Source organism: Kribbella sp. DT2, from assembly GCF_049844575.1.
Classification (GTDB): Bacteria; Actinomycetota; Actinomycetes; order Propionibacteriales; family Kribbellaceae; genus Kribbella.
Map to the genome: position 1 here is coordinate 510,365 of NZ_JBNCLH010000001.1, position 17,471 is coordinate 527,835.

Sequence of the window (17,471 nt, forward strand, 5' to 3'; positions counted from 1 at the left end):
ATGACCTTGTCGCTCGACTACGCCGCACTGTCCGACGTCGGACGTGTGCGCCGCAACAACGAGGACTCCGCGTACGCCGGTCCGCACCTGCTGCTGCTCGCCGACGGGATGGGCGGTGCCGCGGCCGGTGAGGTGGCCAGCGCGGCCGCCGTTCAGGTGATCCGCCGGCTGGACACCGCGACGATCAGCGGCGAGGACATGATCGAGGCGCTGGCCGGCGCCGTGCACCGCGCCAACGAGCGGCTCTCGGAGCTGGTCGAGGAGGACCCCGAGCGCGAGGGCATGGGCTCCACCGTGACCGCGCTGATGTTCGACGGGCAGCAGCTCGGGCTGGCCCACCTCGGCGACTCGCGCGCCTACCGGATGCGCGACGGCCGGCTGCAGCAGCTCAGCCACGACCACACGTTCGTCCAGTCGCTGGTCGACGAGGGCCGGATCTCCCAGGAGGAGGCCTTCACCCACCCGCACCGGAACCTGATCCTCCGGGTGCTCGACGGCCGTCCCGACTCCGACCCGGACCTGCAGATCCTCGACGTCCAGGCCGGCGACCGGCTGCTGCTGTGCAGCGACGGCCTGCCGGACTACGTCAGCGACGACGTGATCTCGGCGGCGATGGCCGACGGTACGCCGGACTCCGTCGTCGTCGACCTGATCACGCACGCGCTCGAGGCCGGTTCGAACGACAACGTCACCTGCGTGGTCGCCGACGTGGTCGAGACCGACCCGGCCAGCGGCTCCAGCGCGCAGCTGGTCGGCGCCGCGGCCGAGCTCGCCCAGGGCGGGACCGCGGGCGAGCACACCGTGGTCGTGCGGACCTCCGGCGCGGACGGGGACGGCGGGAGTGGCGGGGCCGGCGGCCACGTCGACCCCGAAGAGCTGCGGTACGCGCCGCGGCCGCCGAAGCGGTTCCTCTGGCTGCGCCGGCTCGGCGTCCTCGTGGTCGTGCTGGCGATCGTCGTCGGCGGCGGCTGGTTCGCCTACAGCTGGACCCAGAAGCAGTACTACGTCGGCACCGACGGCGACTACGTGGCGATCTTCAAGGGTGTCGACGAGCAGATCCCCGGGCTCACGCTGACCCGGGTCTACGAGCAGAAGACGCTGCAGGTCGACAAGCTGCCGACGTACAACCGCGAGCAGGTCGAGGGCAACATCCAGGCCGACGACCTGGACGCCGCACAGACGATCGTCAACGAGCTGCAGCGCGCCGCCGACGAGTGCGCCGCGCAGCAGAAGCCGCCCCCCCCGACGCCGCGGCCGACCACGCCGCCGGCCAGCGGCAAGCCGCCGGTGAGCACACCACCGAAGCCCCCGGCCAGCACGCCCGCCTCGACCCCGACGACGCCCGGCAACGGCGCGGCCGATCCCGACGACTGCGACGGGGTCCGATGAGCATCGCGTCCACGTCGGTCATCCAGATCATCCCGCGCACCCGGCGCGGGGTGGAGCTGATGCTGCTGATCATCGCGATCGCGGTCTCGGTCGCGGCGTACGTCAACATCGGCCTGACCGTGCAGAACAAGGTCCCGGCCAGCACCGGGTACTACGCCGCCGGGATCGGCCTGCTCGCGCTGATCGCGCACCTGGCCCTGCGGTACCGCGCGCCGTACGCCGATCCGGTGATCCTGCCCTGCGCCGTCCTGCTGAACGGGCTCGGCGTGGCGATGATCCACCGCGTCGACCTCGGCCTCACGGCGGCCGCCGAAGCGGCCGGCCGGACGCCGCGTGGTCCGGCGGCACCGCAGCAGATCACCTGGACGGCGGTCGGCATCGTCCTGTTCCTGGTGGTGATCCTGGTGGTCCGGGACCACCGCCGCCTGCAGGCGTTCACCTACACCGCCGGCCTGGTCGGACTGGTGCTGCTGGTCCTACCGCTGGTCCCCGGCCTGGGCGTCGACATCAACGGCGCACGGATCTGGATCCGCTTCGTCGGGATGTCCTTCCAGCCCGGTGAGTTCGCCAAGCTGAGCCTGGTGGTCTTCTTCGCCGGCTACCTGGTCGTCAAGCGCGACGTGCTGACCCTGGCCGGGCACCGGTTCCTCGGGCTGGACCTGCCCCGGGCCCGGGACCTCGGCCCGATCCTGATCGCCTGGGGCGTCAGCCTCGGCGTGCTGATCTTCGAGAAGGACCTCGGCTCCTCGCTGCTGTTCTTCGGCCTGTTCCTGTTCCTGCTGTACGTCGCCACCGAGCGGGCCGGCTGGCTGCTGATCGGTGGCCTGCTGTTCGCCGGTGGCGCCTGGTTCGCGTACGGCGCCTTCAACCACGTGCACAAGCGGGTCGCCGACTGGCTCGACCCGTTCAACGAGGTCGGCGGCCAGGTCTCCAACGGCCTGTTCGGCCAGGCCTGGGGCGGCGTTCTCGGCCGCGGCCTGGGCCAGGGCCGGCCGGAGATCCTCCAGTTCTACGCCCAGAGCGACTTCATCATCTCCTCGTTCGGCGAGGAGCTCGGCCTGACCGGGATGATCGCGATCATCCTGGTCTACACGCTGATCGTGGAGCGCGGCCTGCGCACCGCGCTCGGCTGCCGGGACATCTTCGGCAAGCTGCTCGCGACCGGTCTGGCGATGTCGTTCGCGCTGCAGGTGTTCGTGATCGTCGGCGGCGTCACCGGACTGATCCCGCTGACCGGTCTGGCCACGCCGTTCATGGCGCTCGGCGGGACCTCGCTGGTGGCGAACTGGGCGATCGTCGCCCTGCTGCTGCGGATCAGTGACCAGGCCCGCCGGCCGCAGACTCCCGCGGCTCCGGTGTCCGACGAGACGATCGCCATGGCGGTGCAGAAGCAGTGAACTCAGCAATCCGACGACTGGCCGTGGCCGCGATCATCATGATGCTCGCGCTGATGGCCAACTCCACCTACTTGCAGGCCTTCCGGGCCAACGAGCTGAACGGCCGCAACGACAACCGGCGGGTCCGCGACGCGCAGTTCTCGATCGACCGCGGCCCGATCCTGATCGGCAACACCCCGATCGCGGAGTCCAAGGAGTCCAAGGACCAGTACGAGTTCCTGCGCACGTACACGGCCGGCCCGGAGTACGCGCCGGTGACCGGCTACTACTCGTTCCTGTACGGCCGGCTCGGCATCGAGCTGAACCAGAACTCCCAGCTGAACGGCTCCGACCCGTCGCTGGCCTTCCGCCGGGTGGTCGACGTGATCACCAACCGCAAGCAGCAGGGCGCGGCCGTCTCGCTGACGCTGAACGCGAAGGCGCAGATGGCGGCGTACAAGGCCCTGGCCGGCAAGAAGGGCGCCGCGGTCGCGATCGAGCCGAAGACCGGCAAGATCCTGGCGCTGGTCTCGCGGCCGTCGTACGACCCGAACGAGCTGGCCTCCCACGACCTGAACAAGGTCGGCGCGTCCTGGAAGAAGTTCACCGAGGACCCGGACAAGCCGATGTCGAACCGGGCCGCCCGCGAGCTCTTCCCGCCGGGGTCGACGTTCAAGCTGGTGACCGCCGCGGCGGCGCTGTCCAGCGGCCGGTACAACCCGAACACCCAGGTCCGGTCGCCGGCCCAGCTGCCGCTGCCGCAGACCACGACCCCGCTGCAGAACGAGAACAAGCTCAACTGCGGCGGCAGCGACAACGCCACGCTGACGGTCGCGCTGCGGAACTCCTGCAACACCGCCTTCGGCTCGGTCGGCCTGGACCTCGGCGCCGACGCGCTGCGCGAGCAGGCCGAGAAGTTCGGCTTCGGCGAGCGGCAGCTGCCCGAGCTGGGAGCGGTCGCCAGCCAGTTCCCGGCCGACCCGAACCCGCCGCAGACCGCGCAGTCGGCGATCGGCCAGTTCGACGTCCAGGCCACCCCGCTGCAGATGGCGATGGTGGCGGCCGGGATCGCGAACCAGGGCGACGTGATGAAGCCGTACCTGGTGCAGAGCGTCCGGACCGCGGACCTGAAGACGGTCTCGGAGACCAAGCCGGAGTCGCTGCACCAGGCGGTCACGCCGGAGGTCGCGAGCCAGCTGACCCAGATGATGGTCGACGTGGTGCAGAACGGCACCGGCAAGCCGGGCCGGATCACCGGCGTCCAGGTGGCCGGCAAGACCGGGACGGCGCAGACCGCCAAGGACCGGCCGCCGTTCGCCTGGTTCACCTCGTTCGCACCGGCCAACGACCCGCAGGTCGCGGTCGCGGTGATGATCGAGGACGCGAACGTCCCGCGCGACGACATCGCGGGCGGCAAGCTCGCCGCGCCGATCGCGAAGGACGTCATGGAGGCGGTGCTGAACCGGTGACGACGATGCGAAATGATGCTGTCACGGTGTGTACGACCAGCGGGGGTCCACTGGTGGCTGTGGCTACCGTGGGCGAATTGAACGTGTTGTGGCCAGGAACGATCCGCGCAGGTTGGAAGGCAGAGCAATGACATCGCAGGCACGTCTCGTCGGCGGGCGCTACGAGGAAGGCGAACCGCTGGGACGGGGAGGCATGGCCGACGTCCGCAGGGGCGTCGACAACCGGCTCGGCCGATCCGTCGCGATCAAGCGGCTCCGGGTGGACCTGGCCAGTGACTCCACCTTCCAGGCCAGGTTCCGCCGAGAGGCGCAGTCGGCGGCCTCGCTGAACCACCCGACCATCGTGTCGGTCTACGACACCGGCGAGGAACCGGACCCGAACGGCTCCGGCATCACGATCCCGTACATCGTGATGGAGCTGGTGACCGGCAAGACGCTGCGCGACCTGATCCGCGAAGGCCGCAAGATCATGCCGGAGCGGGCGCTGGAGATCACCTCCGGCGTGCTCGAGGCGCTCGACTACAGCCACCGGGCCGGCATCGTGCACCGCGACATCAAGCCCGGCAACGTGATGCTGACCCCGCAGGGCCAGGTCAAGGTGATGGACTTCGGCATCGCCCGCGCGGTCGCCGACACCACCTCGGACATGACCCAGACCGCGGCCGTGATCGGCACCGCGCAGTACCTGTCGCCCGAGCAGGCCCGCGGCGAGACCGTGGACGCCCGCTCCGACCTGTACTCCACCGGCTGCCTGCTGTACGAACTGCTCACCGGCCGGCCGCCGTTCGTCGGCGAGTCCCCGGTCTCGGTGGCCTACCAGCACGTCCGGGAGCAGCCGGTCCCGCCGTCGTCGTTCGACCCCGACATCCCGCCGGAGGTCGACGCGGTCGTGCTGAAGGCGCTGGCCAAGAGCCGCGAGGAGCGCTACCAGAGCGCGTCCGAGATGCGCCAGGACATCCACCGCGTGCTCGCGGGCCAGCAGGTGACCGCGCCGATGGCCGCCGTCGGGGAGACCCGTGCGATGGCCGCGACGGCGGTCGCACCGAACGCTGCCACCCAGGCGTACCGGCAGACCCAGTCCGACGACCTGCTCCCGCCGGACGACGGCGTGGACGAGGCCGAGGAGGCCCGGGCCCGGCGCAACCGCGGACTGGCGTACTTCCTGCTCGGCCTGGCGATCGTCGCGGTGGCGGTGCTCGCCTACGTGCTGATCAACAACGGCAACAAGGACGACACCGCCGGCGGCGGCACTACGCCGGACGTCACCCAGGTGGCGGTGCCGGACGTGAAGGGCAAGTCCCTGACCGAGGCGACCGCGGCGTTCACCGCGGTCGGGCTGAAGGTCACCTCGAGCGGCGCGGCCAGCACGACCGTGCCGCGGAACCAGATCATCAGCCAGGAGCCGGGCGCCGGTGTGATGGCCGAGAAGGGCACGGCGGTCGCGGTAGTGGTCTCCAGCGGGCCCACGTCGTTCGCCGTACCGAACGTGGTCGGCAAGTCCACGAGCGAGGCGCGCGAGCTGCTGGAGGACGCACCGGGCAACTTCAAGGTCGCCGACAAGGTGAACACCGTCGACGACGAGTCGGCCAAGGGGACCGTGCTGGGGCTGGACCCGCAGCCGACCGGCAAGTACCCGAGTGGTCAGGAGTTCACGCTGACGGTGTCCAGCGGGTCGGTCAAGGTCACCGTCCCCGACGTCACCAAGCAGAACCAGGACGACGCGGCCAACGCGCTCAAGGCGGCCGGGCTGCAGGTCGGCTACGAGAACGCGCCGGCCGGCTCGAACCAGACCGAGGGAACGGTCGTGTCGCAGAGCGTCGCGCCGAATTCGAAGGTCGACAAGGGCACCAAGGTCATCATCCGGATCGCCGTCGCCCCGACCGAGCCGACCGGCGACCCGACGGGTGACCCGACCGGCGACCCCACAGGTGACCCGACGGGTGACCCCACCGGCGATCCGACCGACCCACCGACCATCGGCCTACCCGGCGGCGGAGGCGCGGCCCTGGGCCGCCTGCCGTAGTACCTGCAACAACAACGCGAAGACCGCGGCACCCCGAGGGGTGCCGCGGTCTTCGCGTTGGAGGGGGAGTGCTGCGGGGTGGCCAGCGCTGAAGGCGCGCAGGCCTCTGGGGCGAGCCGACCTACTCCCCCCAACACCCCCGGACCGGAGGTCCGGGCGGATTGGTCGCGTCGTGGGCGCTGGGCGCGGATCGGTTGGGTCCGCCTGGCGTGCGGGTCGGGCGGGACCTGGTTGGCGCGGGTCGGCCGGCCTTGGCGGCGCGGGTCGCTCGGGATCTTGGTTGGCGTGGGTCGCTCGGGATCTTGGTTGGCGTGGGTCAGCTGACGACCGGGGCCATGCCGGCGGAGCGGGCTACGGCGTCGGGGTCGCCGCAGGTCGAGAGCCAGTTGGCGAGCATGCGGTGGCCGCCCTCGGTGAGGACCGACTCGGGGTGGAACTGCACGCCCTCGACCGGGAGGTCCTTGTGCCGGGCCGCCATGATCACGCCGGCCTCGGTGCGCGCGGTCACCTGGAGCACGTCGGGCACGCTGTCCTGGGCGATCGCGAGCGAGTGGTACCTGGTCGCGGTGAACGGCGACGGGAGTCCGTCCAGCACGCCGGCGCCCTCGTGGAACACCTGGCTGGTCTTGCCGTGCAGCAGCTCGTCCGCGCGGCCCACCACCCCGCCGTACGCGACGCCGATCGCCTGCAGCCCCAGGCAGACCCCGAAGATCGGGACCTGACCGCCGGCCTGCTTGACGATCTCGACGCAGGCACCGGCCTCCTCGGGCGTCCCCGGCCCGGGCGACAGCAGCACACCGTCGTACGCCGTGGCCTGCTCGGGGGTCACTTCGTCGTTGCGCAGAACCGTGGTGTCGGCCTGCAGCTGCTGCAGGTACTGCACCAGGTTGTAGACGAAGGAGTCGTAGTTGTCGACGACAAGGATGCGCGGCATGAGCCGAGCCTACTTCGAAGATCGCCGCGGGCGGACTCAGCGACCGGTGCTGGACGGGCTCACGGTCGGGGTCTTGGCGAAGCCCGGCACGGTCGCGCTCTGCAGGTCGAGCGAACCTTCGTAGGCCGGCATCGCGATGTTCGACTGGGTCTTCACCTCGTAGCCGAGCTGGAACTTCACCACGTAGTCCTGCAGGTTCTCGATGTACTTCGAGTCGTCCAGCGACTGCTGCAGCTTGCGCCGGTCGCCGATCGCGGTGATCCGGTACGGCGGCAGGTACGGCACGCCGTGCAGGACGACCGAGTTGCCGACGCACTTGATCCCGGTCGTGGAGATCACCCGGTGGTCCTGGATCGAGATCGCGTCCGCGCCACCGGCCCACAGCGCGTTCACCACCGCCTGGATGTCCTGCTGGTGGATCACCAGCCAGTCGGCGTCGACGTCCGGGTTGTCCTTGACCACCTCGGGCGGCGCGTCCTTCAGCGTCACGGTCAGGCCGGGCCCGGTCACCGGCGTGGTGCCGACCGCGAGCGACAGGTCCTCGAGCTGCTTGGCCAGCTTGGGCGGGAACGAGCCCTGCTGGGCGCGCAGCTTGTCGATGTCGCCGCTCAGGGCGGCGTGCTGCCGGGTGAGGCTGGCGCTGCGTCGGCTCTGTTCCTCGACGAGGCCCGCGAGCGTAGTGTTGCGACTGGGACGGAGGTCGGTGCCACGGGCGTTGGTGGCGCTGGTCGCGAACAGCAGACCGGCGCACAGCAGGGCCAGCGGCGCACCCGCACGCCAGAGCGAAAAACGCCGCAGCCTACTCACTCGTGACCCCCATGCTCCCGTCTGCACTACGCTAACCGAGGCCAGACCCGTCGGTGTGGCTGGTGGCAGCCTCGCGAACCGAGGGACCACCACTCACCTTAGTGTCCGCTACAAGGAGCCCAAGTCGTGCCCGAGTCGAGCAGTCGCGAAAAGAAGAAGTCGGCCGCGGAGAAGCCGCAGAAGACTCCGAAGAGGCCCCGCACCTCCAGTCGCGCCTGGGTGGCGCCGCTGATGCTCGGGTGCTGGCTGCTCGGGCTGATCTGGCTGGTGGTCTTCTACGTCGCGGGCCAGGACATCCCGTTCATGAACGACCTGGGCAACTGGAACCTGCTGATCGGCATGGGCCTGATCGCGGTCGGCTTCGTCGTCTCCACCCAGTGGATCTGACCTTCCGGACCTGACCTGCAGCGCGGACCTCAGCCGGCGATCGGGCGCAACCGGCTCCGGTCCGCGCTTGAGTTATCCACAGCCGTATCCCCAGCTGTGCACAGCTTTCCCGTGGTTTGTCCCCAGGTTTTCCCCGGGTTGTGCACCGTTTTCGGGCGAAAATCGGCCAAATCTGTGGATTGTTGAGGTTTGATCACCATGTTGTCCACAACTGGGGAAACCGGCTTCCCCGGATCGGCTCAGCTGGTGAGGAGCTCGGCCAGCAGCTGCTGGAAGCCGGCTGGGACCTGGTGGCCCTCGCCGGGGAGCAGCTTGACCTCGATCCCGAGCGACGCGAGCGGCGCGCTGGTGACGACGTCGAGCAGGTCGTCGTCGGTCCCGATCAGGACCGTGGTCGGGGACAGCGCGTTGGCCGCGGCCGTCGGGAGCTCGCGAAGCGCCGGCGCGAGAACCAGTACGCCGTCCGCCCGCTGAGGCAGGCCGGTGAGCGCCCAGTCGAGGGCGGCGCGGCCGCCGGCGGAGAAGCCCGCGGCGATCAGCGGCAGGCCTTGGAGCTCGGCCGGTAGATCGGTCAGGGCCCGGGCGATGTCGGCGCGCGCGGCCTCGGGGTCAGGCCAGGTGCGGTACTTCGGGGACATCAGCTGCGACGACTCGACGCAGACGAGAGCGCTGTTCAGGTCGAGGACCGGCGCCCAGTCGCGCGCCGAGTGCGCGGCACGCTGCCCGGCGCCGTGGAGCGCGACCACAACCCGTACGGGCTCTCCCGCGGGCAACTGGATGAGCGGCAGGGTGGGGTCGGTCGCCAGACGCTCCCTGCTGGTGGCGACTACCTGCCGGAACGCCGGCAGGTCCTGGAGCGCCGCGAGGTCGTCGTCCTCGGTGAGGATCGGCTCGGCCCACCAGGCGCCGGCATCCGTCGCGCGCTGGAGGACTGCGAGAGCCTCGTCGGGACGACCGACGGCGCCGAGCAGGCAGGCGCGGAGGTGGGCGAGCTCGGCCGCCCACAGCGTGAGGTCGCCTGCGGCGTCCATCAGGGCGAGCGCGTCCGCCGGACGGCCGTCCTCGTACAGGGCGGCGATCTCGTCGGTCAGGGCGTCGTAGCGGTCTTCGGCAGGGTCCACGGAGGCATCTTCGCAGCTGTGGACAGATCTACGCAGACATATACGTAGACACCTACGTAGGGCATATGTATAGTTCCTCCGTAGAAGGAGACACCACATGCCGAACAAGACGATCTACGTGTCCGACGACGACCTGGCGCTCTACAAGCGCGCGCAGGAGCTCGCCGGCAACCTGTCCTCCGCGATCTCGGCCGCGCTCCGGCGCTACGTCGAACTGGAGGAGGGCCGGCTCGAGGGGTACGACGAGATCACCGTGCGGGTCGGCCGGGGGGCCGGCCGCAAGCAGCGGTTCTCCGGCGTACTGCTGGCCGAGGGTGGACGCTCGAGCAAGTACGGCTACGAGGCCTTCAAGGTCTACCGCAGCCGGACCGGCAAGTTCGTCCTGCACGCCGACCGCCGCGATCTGTACAAGCAGGGCTCGACCAAACCGGCCGCCGGCGACGACGGCGGCTGGCGGAGCTGGATCGGGACCCTGGGCCTGCTCGACAACACGTGGAGCATGGCGCAGGGCGAGGCGACGCTCGACGTCGTCGAGACCGTCGAGGAACTGCGCGAACTGATCCCCGAGGACCTCTACGTCCTGGTCGAGGAGGCGGCGAACCAGCCCGCCGTCGAGGACCTCGACATCTGACCGGCTGAACCACCGCACCCCCTGCTCCGGCGACCCGAGGTCGGCCGGCCGGATCCGCACACCCTCCTTCTGATCCCGGGCCCGCGCCCTGTCCCGGCGCGAGCCTGCCCACACACCCACCCAGATCCCCTGGCCGGCGCGAGCCTGCCCGAAATCAAGGCGAGGAACCATGACACCAGCGATCGAGGTCCGCGGGCTGCGCAAGTCCTACGGGGACCAGCGGGTGCTCGACGGCATCGACCTAACCGTTGCCCAAGGCACCATTTTCTCCCTGCTCGGCCCGAACGGCGCCGGCAAGACCACCGTGGTGAACATCCTGTCCACGCTGGTCACCGCCGACGCCGGCGAGGTCCGGATCGACGGCACCGAACTGAGCGCCGCCCCGGACACCGTCCGGGCCGCGATCGGCGTCACCGGCCAGTTCTCCGCGGTCGACGGCCTGCTCACCGGCGAGGAGAACCTGCGGCTGATGGCCGATCTGCACCACCTCGGCAAGGCCGCCGGCCGCCGCCGGGCCACCGAGCTGCTGGAGCAGTTCGACCTGGTCGAGGCCGGGCAGAAGACCGCGATGTCGTACTCCGGCGGCATGAAGCGCCGGCTCGACCTGGCGATGACGCTGGTCGGCGGGCCGCGGATCATCTTCCTCGACGAGCCGACGACCGGGCTCGACCCGCGCAGCCGGCACAGCATGTGGGAGATCATCCGGAATCTCGTCGCCGGTGGCGTGACGGTCTTCCTCACCACGCAGTACCTGGAGGAGGCCGACCAGCTGGCCGACCGGATCGCCGTGCTCGACCACGGCCAACTGGTTGCCCAGGGCACCCCGGAGGAGCTGAAGCGGCTCGCCCCCGGCGGCCACGTCCGGCTCCGCTTCACCGCACCCGACGAGCTCGAGCTGGCCGCACGCGTGCTGCCGGCCGGCGTACCGGATCACAGCGCGCTCGTCCTGCAGGTCCCGAACGACGGTCGGGTGCAGTCGCTGCGCGAGCTCCTCGCCCGGATCGACGGCGCCTCGCTCGACGTCGACGAGCTGACCGTGCACACCCCTGACCTGGACGACGTGTTCTTCGCCGTCACCGGTCACCCCACCGACGAGAAAGCGACGACCCGATGAGTACGACGACCGCACAGGTTTCTGGTCACCCGTTGGCCGACACCGCGACCATGCTGCGCCGCAACCTGCGGCACCAGCAGCGCTACCCCGGGATGACGCTGAGCACGCTGATCAGCCCGGTGATCATGCTGCTGCTGTTCGGGCTCGTCTTCGGCGAGACGTTCCAGGCGGGCATCGGCGGCGCCGGCTTCGACTACCTCGACTTCCTGGTTCCCGGGCTGCTGCTGGTCACACTGGGCTCGGGCACCGTCCCGACCGCGGTGGCCGTCTGCACCGACATGACCGAGGGCATCGTCGCCCGGTTCCGCACGATGGCGATCTTTCGGCCGTCGGTGCTGGCCGGACACGTGATCGGCAGCCTCCTGCAGACGCTGGTCAGCGTCGCGCTGCTGATCGGTGTCGGCCTGCTGATGGGCTTCCGACCGACGGCCACGTTCGGCGAGTGGCTGCTCGCGACCGCACTGATCATCGGTACGGCGGTGGCGCTGACCTGGCTGGCCGTCGCGCTCGGGCTGACCTCCAAGACGCCGGAGGCGGCGAGCAACGTGGTGCTGCCGTTCAGCCTGATCCTGCCGTTCCTGAGCAGCACCTTCGTCCCGATCGACTCGATGCCGTCCGGGATCCGCTGGTTCGCCGAGTACCAGCCCTACACGCCGATCATCGAGACCCTGCGCGGCCTGCTGATCGGTACGCCGTACAGCGCCTCGGACGCCTGGCTCGCGGCGGTCTGGTGCGTCGTGGTCGCGGCCGGCGGCTACCTCTGGTCCCGGCGCTCGTACAACCGGGGAACAGCGGCCTGACCTGCGGAAAGACCAGGTTTTGAGCAAGTGCTCAAAACCTGGTCTATGCTGCGTTCATGACCACTCCTGAGGAACCGCCGCCTCCGGTCGCCTGGGCCAAGCGGCTACCCGCCCTGCTGATGATCGCGGCGACCGCCGTCCTGGCGCCGCTGCTGCTGCTGAAGGCCGGCCGGCTCGACACCGCCGCGCTGTTCGTCGGCGTACCGCTCGCGATCGCCGTGGTGATCGCCCTCTCGCCGCCCGCGAAGAGCCTGCACGGGCTGACCTTCCGGGTCGTCACCTTCGGGCTGATGATCACGTCGGCGTTCCTGCACGAGGGTGCCGCCTGCGTGCTGATGGCGTCGCCGCTGGTGTACGGCGTCGCGCACTTCATCGCCGAGGTCGTCCGGCAGTCCCGCGCCCGCGAGGCCGGCCGGCGCTACCAGGCCGCGCTCGCGATCTTCCCGCTGCTGGTCGTCGGGCTCGAGGGCACGGCGTACCGGATCGATCCGGTCCAGCAGGTCAGCGCCGAACGGGTCGTCGCGATGTCGCCGAGCCAGATCGAGAACCAGCTCGTGAAGGGTCCGGACTTCTCGGCCGAGCGGCCGTTCCTGCTCCGCCTCACCGGCTACCCGACCCCGACCGCGGCCAGCGGCGCCGGGCTCGCGGTCGGAACGCGGTGGACGTTCACGCTGGCCGGCGACCCGATCGTCACCGAGGTCGTCACGCACGACCGGCGACGGATCACGTTCACCGTCGTCTCCGACGGCTCGAAGACCCAGCGCTGGTTGCACTGGGAGCGCGGCGCGATCACCCTCACCTCGCGACCGGACGGCACGACGGCGGTCAAGCTCACCGTCGAGTTCACCCGCCGCCTCGACCCGAGCTGGTACTTCGGCCCGATCGAGTCCGCGATGGTCAACGCCGGCCTCCACCACTTCGCCGACAGCCTCGGCCTGCGGGAAGACACCCTCGGCAATGACTGACCTCACCATCATCCGCTCGCTGTCCCTGGCCCTCCCGACCGCACTGGTCCTCCTCCTGTGGAAAGTCGCCACCGGCGATGACTGAACTGGTGGTGGTGCGATGGCTTTGCCTGATCGTTCCGGTGGTGCTGACTTGTCTCCTGTGGCGCAAACCGTCTCGACAACGTGCCGGCGCTGCCTTGCTCGGCTTTCTGTTCGCCTTTGTCGCGCTTGGGGTCACCAACCGGTTGGCTGTTTGGGGCGGGTGGTGGTCGTTCGCGGAGGTGCCGGGCAGCTTTCTCGGGATGCCGCTGGATCTGTGGATCGGGTGGGCGGTGTGCTGGGGGACGCTGCCTGTTCTGCTTCGGGGGCGGCTGGTGCTTTGGGTGCTGGTCTGTGGATGGATCGACCTGCTGCTGATGCCTCGCCTCGACGGGCTCGTGCACCTCGGCCCGCACTGGCTGGTCGGCGAGGCGGTCGTGCTCGGCGTCGTCCTCGTCCCTGCTGTCCTGCTCGGGCGCTGGACCGTCGACCGCAAACAACTGACCAGTCGGTTGGTTCTGCAGCTGATCACCTTCACCGGGCTGGTGCTTTGGCTGCTGCCGTCGGCGGTGATGAGTGAGGGCGACGGCTCGTGGGATCACTTGGTCGGCGGGCCGGTCTGGCGGACTTCAGTCATCCTCCAGCTGATGGCTCTCGCGGCGGTCCCGGCGTTGGCGGCTGTCGTCGAGTTCGCCAGGGCCGGCGGTACGCCGTACCCGTGGGACCCACCGCAGCGACTCGTCACCACCGGCCCGTACGCCTACCTCGCCAACCCGATGCAGGCCTCGGTCGTCGTCATGCTCGCCCTGCTCGCGCTCGGGACGCAGAGCTGGTCCCTCGCGCTGGCGACCGTCGGCGCGCTCTCGTTCTCGCACTTCGTCGCCGATCCGCACGAGCGCGAGCAGCTCGCCGCCCGCGAGCCCGCATGGCGTGCGTACGACCGCGAGGTCAGGGCGTGGATCCCGCGACGCCGGCCATACTCAACGCCGCAACCAAGCTCGACGGCCTGCCAGCCGCAGGCCGAGCTGTACCTGGCCGAGACCTGCACGATCTGCGCCCAGACCCGAACCCTGATCGAGTCGACCAGGCCGGACGGTCTCACCATCACCGCGGCCGAGACGTATACGGTGGCTGGGCTGCGGCGAGCCTTGTACGTCGGGCCGGACGGCGACCGCGCCAGCGGGCTCGGAGCGATCGCCCGGGCCTTCCAGCACAGCGGACCGGGCTGGGCGTACGTCGGCTGGCTGGTCGGGCTGCCCGTCGTACGGCCGCTGCTGCAGCTGCTGCTCGACGGGATGGGCGGCGGTGAACGCGAGTTGCCGGCCCGCCGACCTGGAAAGCTCAGCCCCTGAAGGCGACCCGGCGACAGCGTGAGCCGCGAGGAGCCCTCCAGCACGACGGACCACTGTGAGAGGAGCCCTGACGATGGCGAAGACCACCCGAGCCGACCTGCTCGACGCCGCGCTGCGGACGATCGGGGAACGCGGTTTCGCCGGGGCGTCGGCCCGCACGATCGCGACCGAGGCCGGGCAGAACCAGGCGCTGGTGTTCTACCACTTCGGCACCGTCAACGACCTGATCGCGGCCGCCTGCCGGGAGAGCACCGAGCTGCGCGTCGCGCACTACCGCGACCGGTTCGACCGGGCCGCGACCTTCGCCGAGCTGCTCGCCGTCGGCCGTGAGGTGCACGTGACCGAGCACGCCGAGGGCAACGTCGCCGTACTGGCGCAGCTGCTCGCCGGGGCCCGCGGCAACGAGATCGTCGGTGCGGCGGTCGCGGACGCGCTCAACCTGTGGGTGGTCGAGGTCGAGAAGACGCTGGCCCGCGTACTCGCCGACAGCCCGTTGCTCCCGCTCGTCGATCTCGGCGGGCTGGCCCGGTCGATCTCGGCCGGCTTCATCGGGATCGAGCTGCTCGACGGCGTCGACCCCGAGGGCGCCACCCGCGCGCTCGCCTCACTCGAGCAGCTGGCCGTGCTCACCGAGACGTTGCTGTCGGAGCTGGACAACCTCGGCCCGGTCACCAGCCGCCTGGTGAAGCGCAGGCTGAACGCGCTCACCAACCAGTAGCCGCACCCGGCGCCGGGCCAGCTGCTGGCCGCGGCCGTCGGACCCGCGGTGTCGGCCACCGGTGCTGGGCGAGCACGCGGCTCTCCGGTGTGACGCTCACCAACCCGTCGTTGCGGGCGCTCCGAGCTGGTTGGCGCGGGTTCGCACGTGCGCGGGCACGAGCAGGTCGCAGTCGTCGTTGGTGACGGGCTCGTCGGCGACCACGCGCAGCGGGACCACGCCGGTCCAGTACGGCAGGTCGAGGTCCTCCGGCTCGTCGTTCGCGCCGCCCGCGCGGGTCTTGACCGAGGCCTCGGTCAGGTCGAGGGCGAGCACCGAGGTCTTCGCGAGCTCCTTCTTGTTCGGCACGCGGGACCCGTGCGACCGGCCGGGGACCAGATGGTCGACGATGACGGTCAGGCCGTGCAGCTTCTCGTCCGGGTCGGTGACCAGCCGCGGAGTCCCCAGTACGACGGCCGACCGGTAGTTCACCGAGTGGTGGAACGCCGACCGGGCCAGCACGAGCCCGTCCACGTGCGTCACGGTCACGCAGATCGTCTGGTCGGGCGCCGCGACGACGCTGCGGGCGGCGACCGATCCGTGCAGGTAGAGCGTGCCGTCGGGGCCGCGGTCGAGGTCGACGCCGTACGCCGTGGGCAGGACCAGCGGATCGCCGTCGAGCACGACGCCGAGGTGGCAGAACATTCCTGCGGCGAGCACGTCGTACAGGGCTTGGCGGTCGGTCGCGGCGCGTTCCTTCGAGCGACGCAGCCGGGTGCGCGGGGTCGGGGACAACGGAATCGCGGTCATGGGGCCTCCCGGCCTGGACTGAGGAGCGAAGCGACCGGAGCGACGAGGGAAGGCCGGGAGTTGAGCCCCATGACCCGCCGAGCCGGAGGCGAGGCCAAAAGTACTGTCATGCTCCGAGCGTGGCAGAGTAGTGGCATGCCTGCCCGGTCCAATTCGCGATCATTCGAGTAGTCCACTATGAGGACCTCGCTGCCGTTGACCGTGGATCGTGCCGCCGGCGTCCCGTTGCACCTGCAGCTCGCCGAGCAGGTCCGGGCCGCGATCCGGGACGGGCGGATCCAAGCGGGGCACCGGCTGCCGTCGACGCGCGATCTGTCGCGTGAGGTCGAGGTGTCGAGGGCGGTCGCACAGGCGGCGTACGACCAGCTGCACGCGGAGGGCTGGATCGAAGGTCGCGCCGGCTCGGGCACGTACGTCGCCGACGTGGTGCCGCTCCCACCCGCGACAGTCGAGCGGGCGCGACCCCACCAACCACCGGAACCACATCTCCTCACCCTCCGTCCCGGCATTCCCTTCATCGCCACCACGCCGGATCCCGGCTGGCGGCGTGCCTGGCGGGAAGTCTCCGCGCAGACCCCACCGCGGGGGTACGCCGACCCCGCCGGGCTGCCCGAGCTTCGCCAAGCCCTCGCCGAGCACGTCGGGCGGGTCCGCGGCATCGCCTGTGGACCCGAGAACCTGGTACTCACCAACGGGACCGTGCACGGTCTCCGCCTGCTGCTCGACACCACGCTCGCGCCGGGAGACCGGATCGCGATGGAGGATCCCGGCTACGTCAACGCGGCGAAGGCCGCCCGGTCGCACGGGCTCGACGTCGTCGACGTACCGGTCGATGCGGACGGGATGCGGGTCGACGCGCTGGTCGACGACGTCGCCGCGGTCTACGTCACGCCGTCCCACCAGTACCCGCTCGGCGGCCGGCTACCTGTTGCCCGACGCAACGAACTGATCCGCTGGGCGCGCCGCACCGGCGCGACGCTGATCGAGGACGACTACGACAGCGAGTTCCGGTACGACGTCGCGCCGCTGCCCGCGCTCGCGCAGCTCGACCTCGACCGGGTCGTCCACCTCGGCACGCTCTCCAAGATGCTCAGCCCGTCGCTCCGCCTCGGCTGGCTGGTCGCGTCCACCACGGTCGTCGACCGGATCGCCGCCTACCGCGAGGAGGCGAGCGACTGGCCGGCCTGGCCGATGCAGGCCGCCCTGCTCGCGATGCTGCGCGACGGCTACCTCGACCAGCTCGTCCGCCGCTCCAGCCGCCTGTACGCCGAACGCCGCAACCTCACCTGCCGCCTGCTCGCGCCGTACGGGCGGGTCGTCGGCCAGGACGCCGGGCTGCACATCACGCTGCTGCTCCCGGACCACGTCGACGACCAGGTGCTCGCCGCAAAAGCCCGAGCCGCGGGCGTCGCCGTCGCGCCCCTGGCCGACTACCGCCGCACCATCCAGGGCCCACCCGGCTTGGTGATCGGCTACGCCACACCGTCGGACGAGGACCTGGTGACAGCCCTGAAGATCCTGGTCGACCTGCTCAGCTGAGCTCGGCGGCGTACAGCCGGCCAGGCGGCCGGCTGT

General features: G+C 70.5%; 16 protein-coding genes. 12 read left to right on the forward strand and 4 right to left on the reverse strand.

From position 1 onward, the window contains the following. The 4 genes from ACLQ2O_RS02460 (at position 1) to pknB (ending at position 6,257) form a co-directional block, all read left to right on the forward strand. Positions 1–1,389, forward strand: a complete 1,389-nt coding sequence (locus ACLQ2O_RS02460) for a PP2C family protein-serine/threonine phosphatase (RefSeq protein WP_425826683.1) — start codon at positions 1–3, stop codon at positions 1,387–1,389. Beyond that, positions 1,386–2,786 carry an FtsW/RodA/SpoVE family cell cycle protein gene (locus ACLQ2O_RS02465; RefSeq protein WP_425826685.1) on the forward strand — a complete coding sequence of 467 codons (1,401 nt, stop codon included), beginning with the start codon at positions 1,386–1,388 and terminating at the stop codon, positions 2,784–2,786. The genes ACLQ2O_RS02460 and ACLQ2O_RS02465 overlap by 4 nt, the downstream gene beginning before the upstream one ends. Further along, complete coding sequence (locus ACLQ2O_RS02470) at positions 2,783–4,234, forward strand: peptidoglycan D,D-transpeptidase FtsI family protein (protein ID WP_425826687.1); 1,452 nt, start codon at positions 2,783–2,785, stop codon at positions 4,232–4,234. Before ACLQ2O_RS02465 ends, ACLQ2O_RS02470 begins: the two co-directional genes overlap by 4 nt. A 127-nt stretch (positions 4,235–4,361) precedes the next feature. Continuing rightward, positions 4,362–6,257 carry a Stk1 family PASTA domain-containing Ser/Thr kinase gene (gene pknB, locus ACLQ2O_RS02475; RefSeq protein ID WP_425826689.1) on the forward strand — a complete coding sequence of 632 codons (1,896 nt, stop codon included), beginning with the start codon at positions 4,362–4,364 and terminating at the stop codon, positions 6,255–6,257. A gap of 316 nt (positions 6,258–6,573) precedes the next feature. Here the strand turns inward: pknB and ACLQ2O_RS02480 are convergent, their stop codons facing one another. Both ACLQ2O_RS02480 and ACLQ2O_RS02485 read right to left on the reverse strand, forming a co-directional pair. Then, on the reverse strand, positions 6,574–7,191 hold the full coding sequence (locus ACLQ2O_RS02480) for an aminodeoxychorismate/anthranilate synthase component II (RefSeq protein WP_425826691.1): 618 nt from the start codon (positions 7,189–7,191) through the stop codon (positions 6,574–6,576). Between the two features lie 36 nt (positions 7,192–7,227). Further along, positions 7,228–7,998 (reverse strand): DUF881 domain-containing protein, encoded by a 771-nt coding sequence (locus tag ACLQ2O_RS02485; protein ID WP_425826693.1) that lies wholly within the window; start codon positions 7,996–7,998, stop codon positions 7,228–7,230. Positions 7,999–8,124: 126 nt separating this feature from the next. Between ACLQ2O_RS02485 and ACLQ2O_RS02490 the strand changes: the two genes are divergently transcribed. Next, positions 8,125–8,385, forward strand: coding sequence for a cell division protein CrgA (locus tag ACLQ2O_RS02490; RefSeq protein ID WP_425826695.1), 261 nt, complete (start codon positions 8,125–8,127; stop codon positions 8,383–8,385). Between the two features lie 239 nt (positions 8,386–8,624). On the opposite strand, the gene ACLQ2O_RS02495 is transcribed toward ACLQ2O_RS02490, so the two are convergent. Continuing rightward, positions 8,625–9,506, reverse strand: a complete 882-nt coding sequence (locus tag ACLQ2O_RS02495) for an alpha/beta hydrolase (RefSeq protein ID WP_425826697.1) — start codon at positions 9,504–9,506, stop codon at positions 8,625–8,627. Between the two features lie 97 nt (positions 9,507–9,603). Between ACLQ2O_RS02495 and ACLQ2O_RS02500 the strand changes: the two genes are divergently transcribed. From ACLQ2O_RS02500 to ACLQ2O_RS02525, 6 genes are all read left to right on the forward strand, one after another. Next, positions 9,604–10,137, forward strand: a complete 534-nt coding sequence (locus tag ACLQ2O_RS02500; RefSeq protein WP_425826699.1) for an EXLDI protein — start codon at positions 9,604–9,606, stop codon at positions 10,135–10,137. Between the two features lie 169 nt (positions 10,138–10,306). Continuing rightward, positions 10,307–11,251 carry an ATP-binding cassette domain-containing protein gene (locus tag ACLQ2O_RS02505; RefSeq protein WP_425826701.1) on the forward strand — a complete coding sequence of 315 codons (945 nt, stop codon included), beginning with the start codon at positions 10,307–10,309 and terminating at the stop codon, positions 11,249–11,251. After that, complete coding sequence (locus tag ACLQ2O_RS02510) at positions 11,248–12,051, forward strand: ABC transporter permease (protein ID WP_425826703.1); 804 nt, start codon at positions 11,248–11,250, stop codon at positions 12,049–12,051. The genes ACLQ2O_RS02505 and ACLQ2O_RS02510 overlap by 4 nt, the downstream gene beginning before the upstream one ends. Positions 12,052–12,107: 56 nt before the next feature. Beyond that, positions 12,108–13,016 carry a hypothetical protein gene (locus tag ACLQ2O_RS02515; protein WP_425826705.1) on the forward strand — a complete coding sequence of 303 codons (909 nt, stop codon included), beginning with the start codon at positions 12,108–12,110 and terminating at the stop codon, positions 13,014–13,016. Between the two features lie 77 nt (positions 13,017–13,093). Next, positions 13,094–14,389: a methyltransferase family protein gene (locus tag ACLQ2O_RS02520; protein WP_425826707.1), complete on the forward strand. Its 1,296-nt coding sequence runs from the start codon at positions 13,094–13,096 to the stop codon at positions 14,387–14,389. A 73-nt stretch (positions 14,390–14,462) separates the two neighbouring features. Beyond that, positions 14,463–15,107 carry a TetR/AcrR family transcriptional regulator gene (locus ACLQ2O_RS02525; protein WP_425826709.1) on the forward strand — a complete coding sequence of 215 codons (645 nt, stop codon included), beginning with the start codon at positions 14,463–14,465 and terminating at the stop codon, positions 15,105–15,107. Between the two features lie 96 nt (positions 15,108–15,203). Here ACLQ2O_RS02525 and ACLQ2O_RS02530 read toward each other — a convergent pair whose 3' ends face one another. Then, the gene (locus tag ACLQ2O_RS02530) at positions 15,204–15,896 is read right to left on the reverse strand and encodes a pyridoxamine 5'-phosphate oxidase family protein (protein WP_425826711.1); all 693 of its coding nucleotides are present in this window, start codon (positions 15,894–15,896) and stop codon (positions 15,204–15,206) included. A 177-nt stretch (positions 15,897–16,073) separates the two neighbouring features. Here ACLQ2O_RS02530 and ACLQ2O_RS02535 point away from each other — a divergent pair, with 177 nt between their 5' ends. Beyond that, positions 16,074–17,435, forward strand: a complete 1,362-nt coding sequence (locus ACLQ2O_RS02535) for a PLP-dependent aminotransferase family protein (RefSeq protein WP_425826713.1) — start codon at positions 16,074–16,076, stop codon at positions 17,433–17,435. Positions 17,436–17,471: the final 36 nt, after the last annotated feature.

Excerpts from the sequence above, each read along its gene's own strand:
- ACLQ2O_RS02530 (WP_425826711.1), bottom strand. The coding sequence starts at position 15,896 with ATGACCGCGATTCCGTTGTCCCCGACCCCGCGCACCCGGCTGCGTCGC.
- ACLQ2O_RS02500 (WP_425826699.1), top strand. The coding sequence starts at position 9,604 with ATGCCGAACAAGACGATCTACGTGTCCGACGACGACCTGGCGCTCTAC.
- ACLQ2O_RS02505 (WP_425826701.1), top strand. The coding sequence starts at position 10,307 with ATGACACCAGCGATCGAGGTCCGCGGGCTGCGCAAGTCCTACGGGGAC.
- ACLQ2O_RS02520 (WP_425826707.1), top strand. The coding sequence starts at position 13,094 with ATGACTGAACTGGTGGTGGTGCGATGGCTTTGCCTGATCGTTCCGGTG.
- pknB (WP_425826689.1), top strand. The coding sequence starts at position 4,362 with ATGACATCGCAGGCACGTCTCGTCGGCGGGCGCTACGAGGAAGGCGAA.
- ACLQ2O_RS02535 (WP_425826713.1), top strand. The coding sequence starts at position 16,074 with ATGAGGACCTCGCTGCCGTTGACCGTGGATCGTGCCGCCGGCGTCCCG.
- ACLQ2O_RS02525 (WP_425826709.1), top strand. The coding sequence starts at position 14,463 with ATGGCGAAGACCACCCGAGCCGACCTGCTCGACGCCGCGCTGCGGACG.
- ACLQ2O_RS02515 (WP_425826705.1), top strand. The coding sequence starts at position 12,108 with ATGACCACTCCTGAGGAACCGCCGCCTCCGGTCGCCTGGGCCAAGCGG.
- ACLQ2O_RS02480 (WP_425826691.1), bottom strand. The coding sequence starts at position 7,191 with ATGCCGCGCATCCTTGTCGTCGACAACTACGACTCCTTCGTCTACAAC.
- ACLQ2O_RS02465 (WP_425826685.1), top strand. The coding sequence starts at position 1,386 with ATGAGCATCGCGTCCACGTCGGTCATCCAGATCATCCCGCGCACCCGG.
- ACLQ2O_RS02510 (WP_425826703.1), top strand. The coding sequence starts at position 11,248 with ATGAGTACGACGACCGCACAGGTTTCTGGTCACCCGTTGGCCGACACC.
- ACLQ2O_RS02460 (WP_425826683.1), top strand. The coding sequence starts at position 1 with ATGACCTTGTCGCTCGACTACGCCGCACTGTCCGACGTCGGACGTGTG.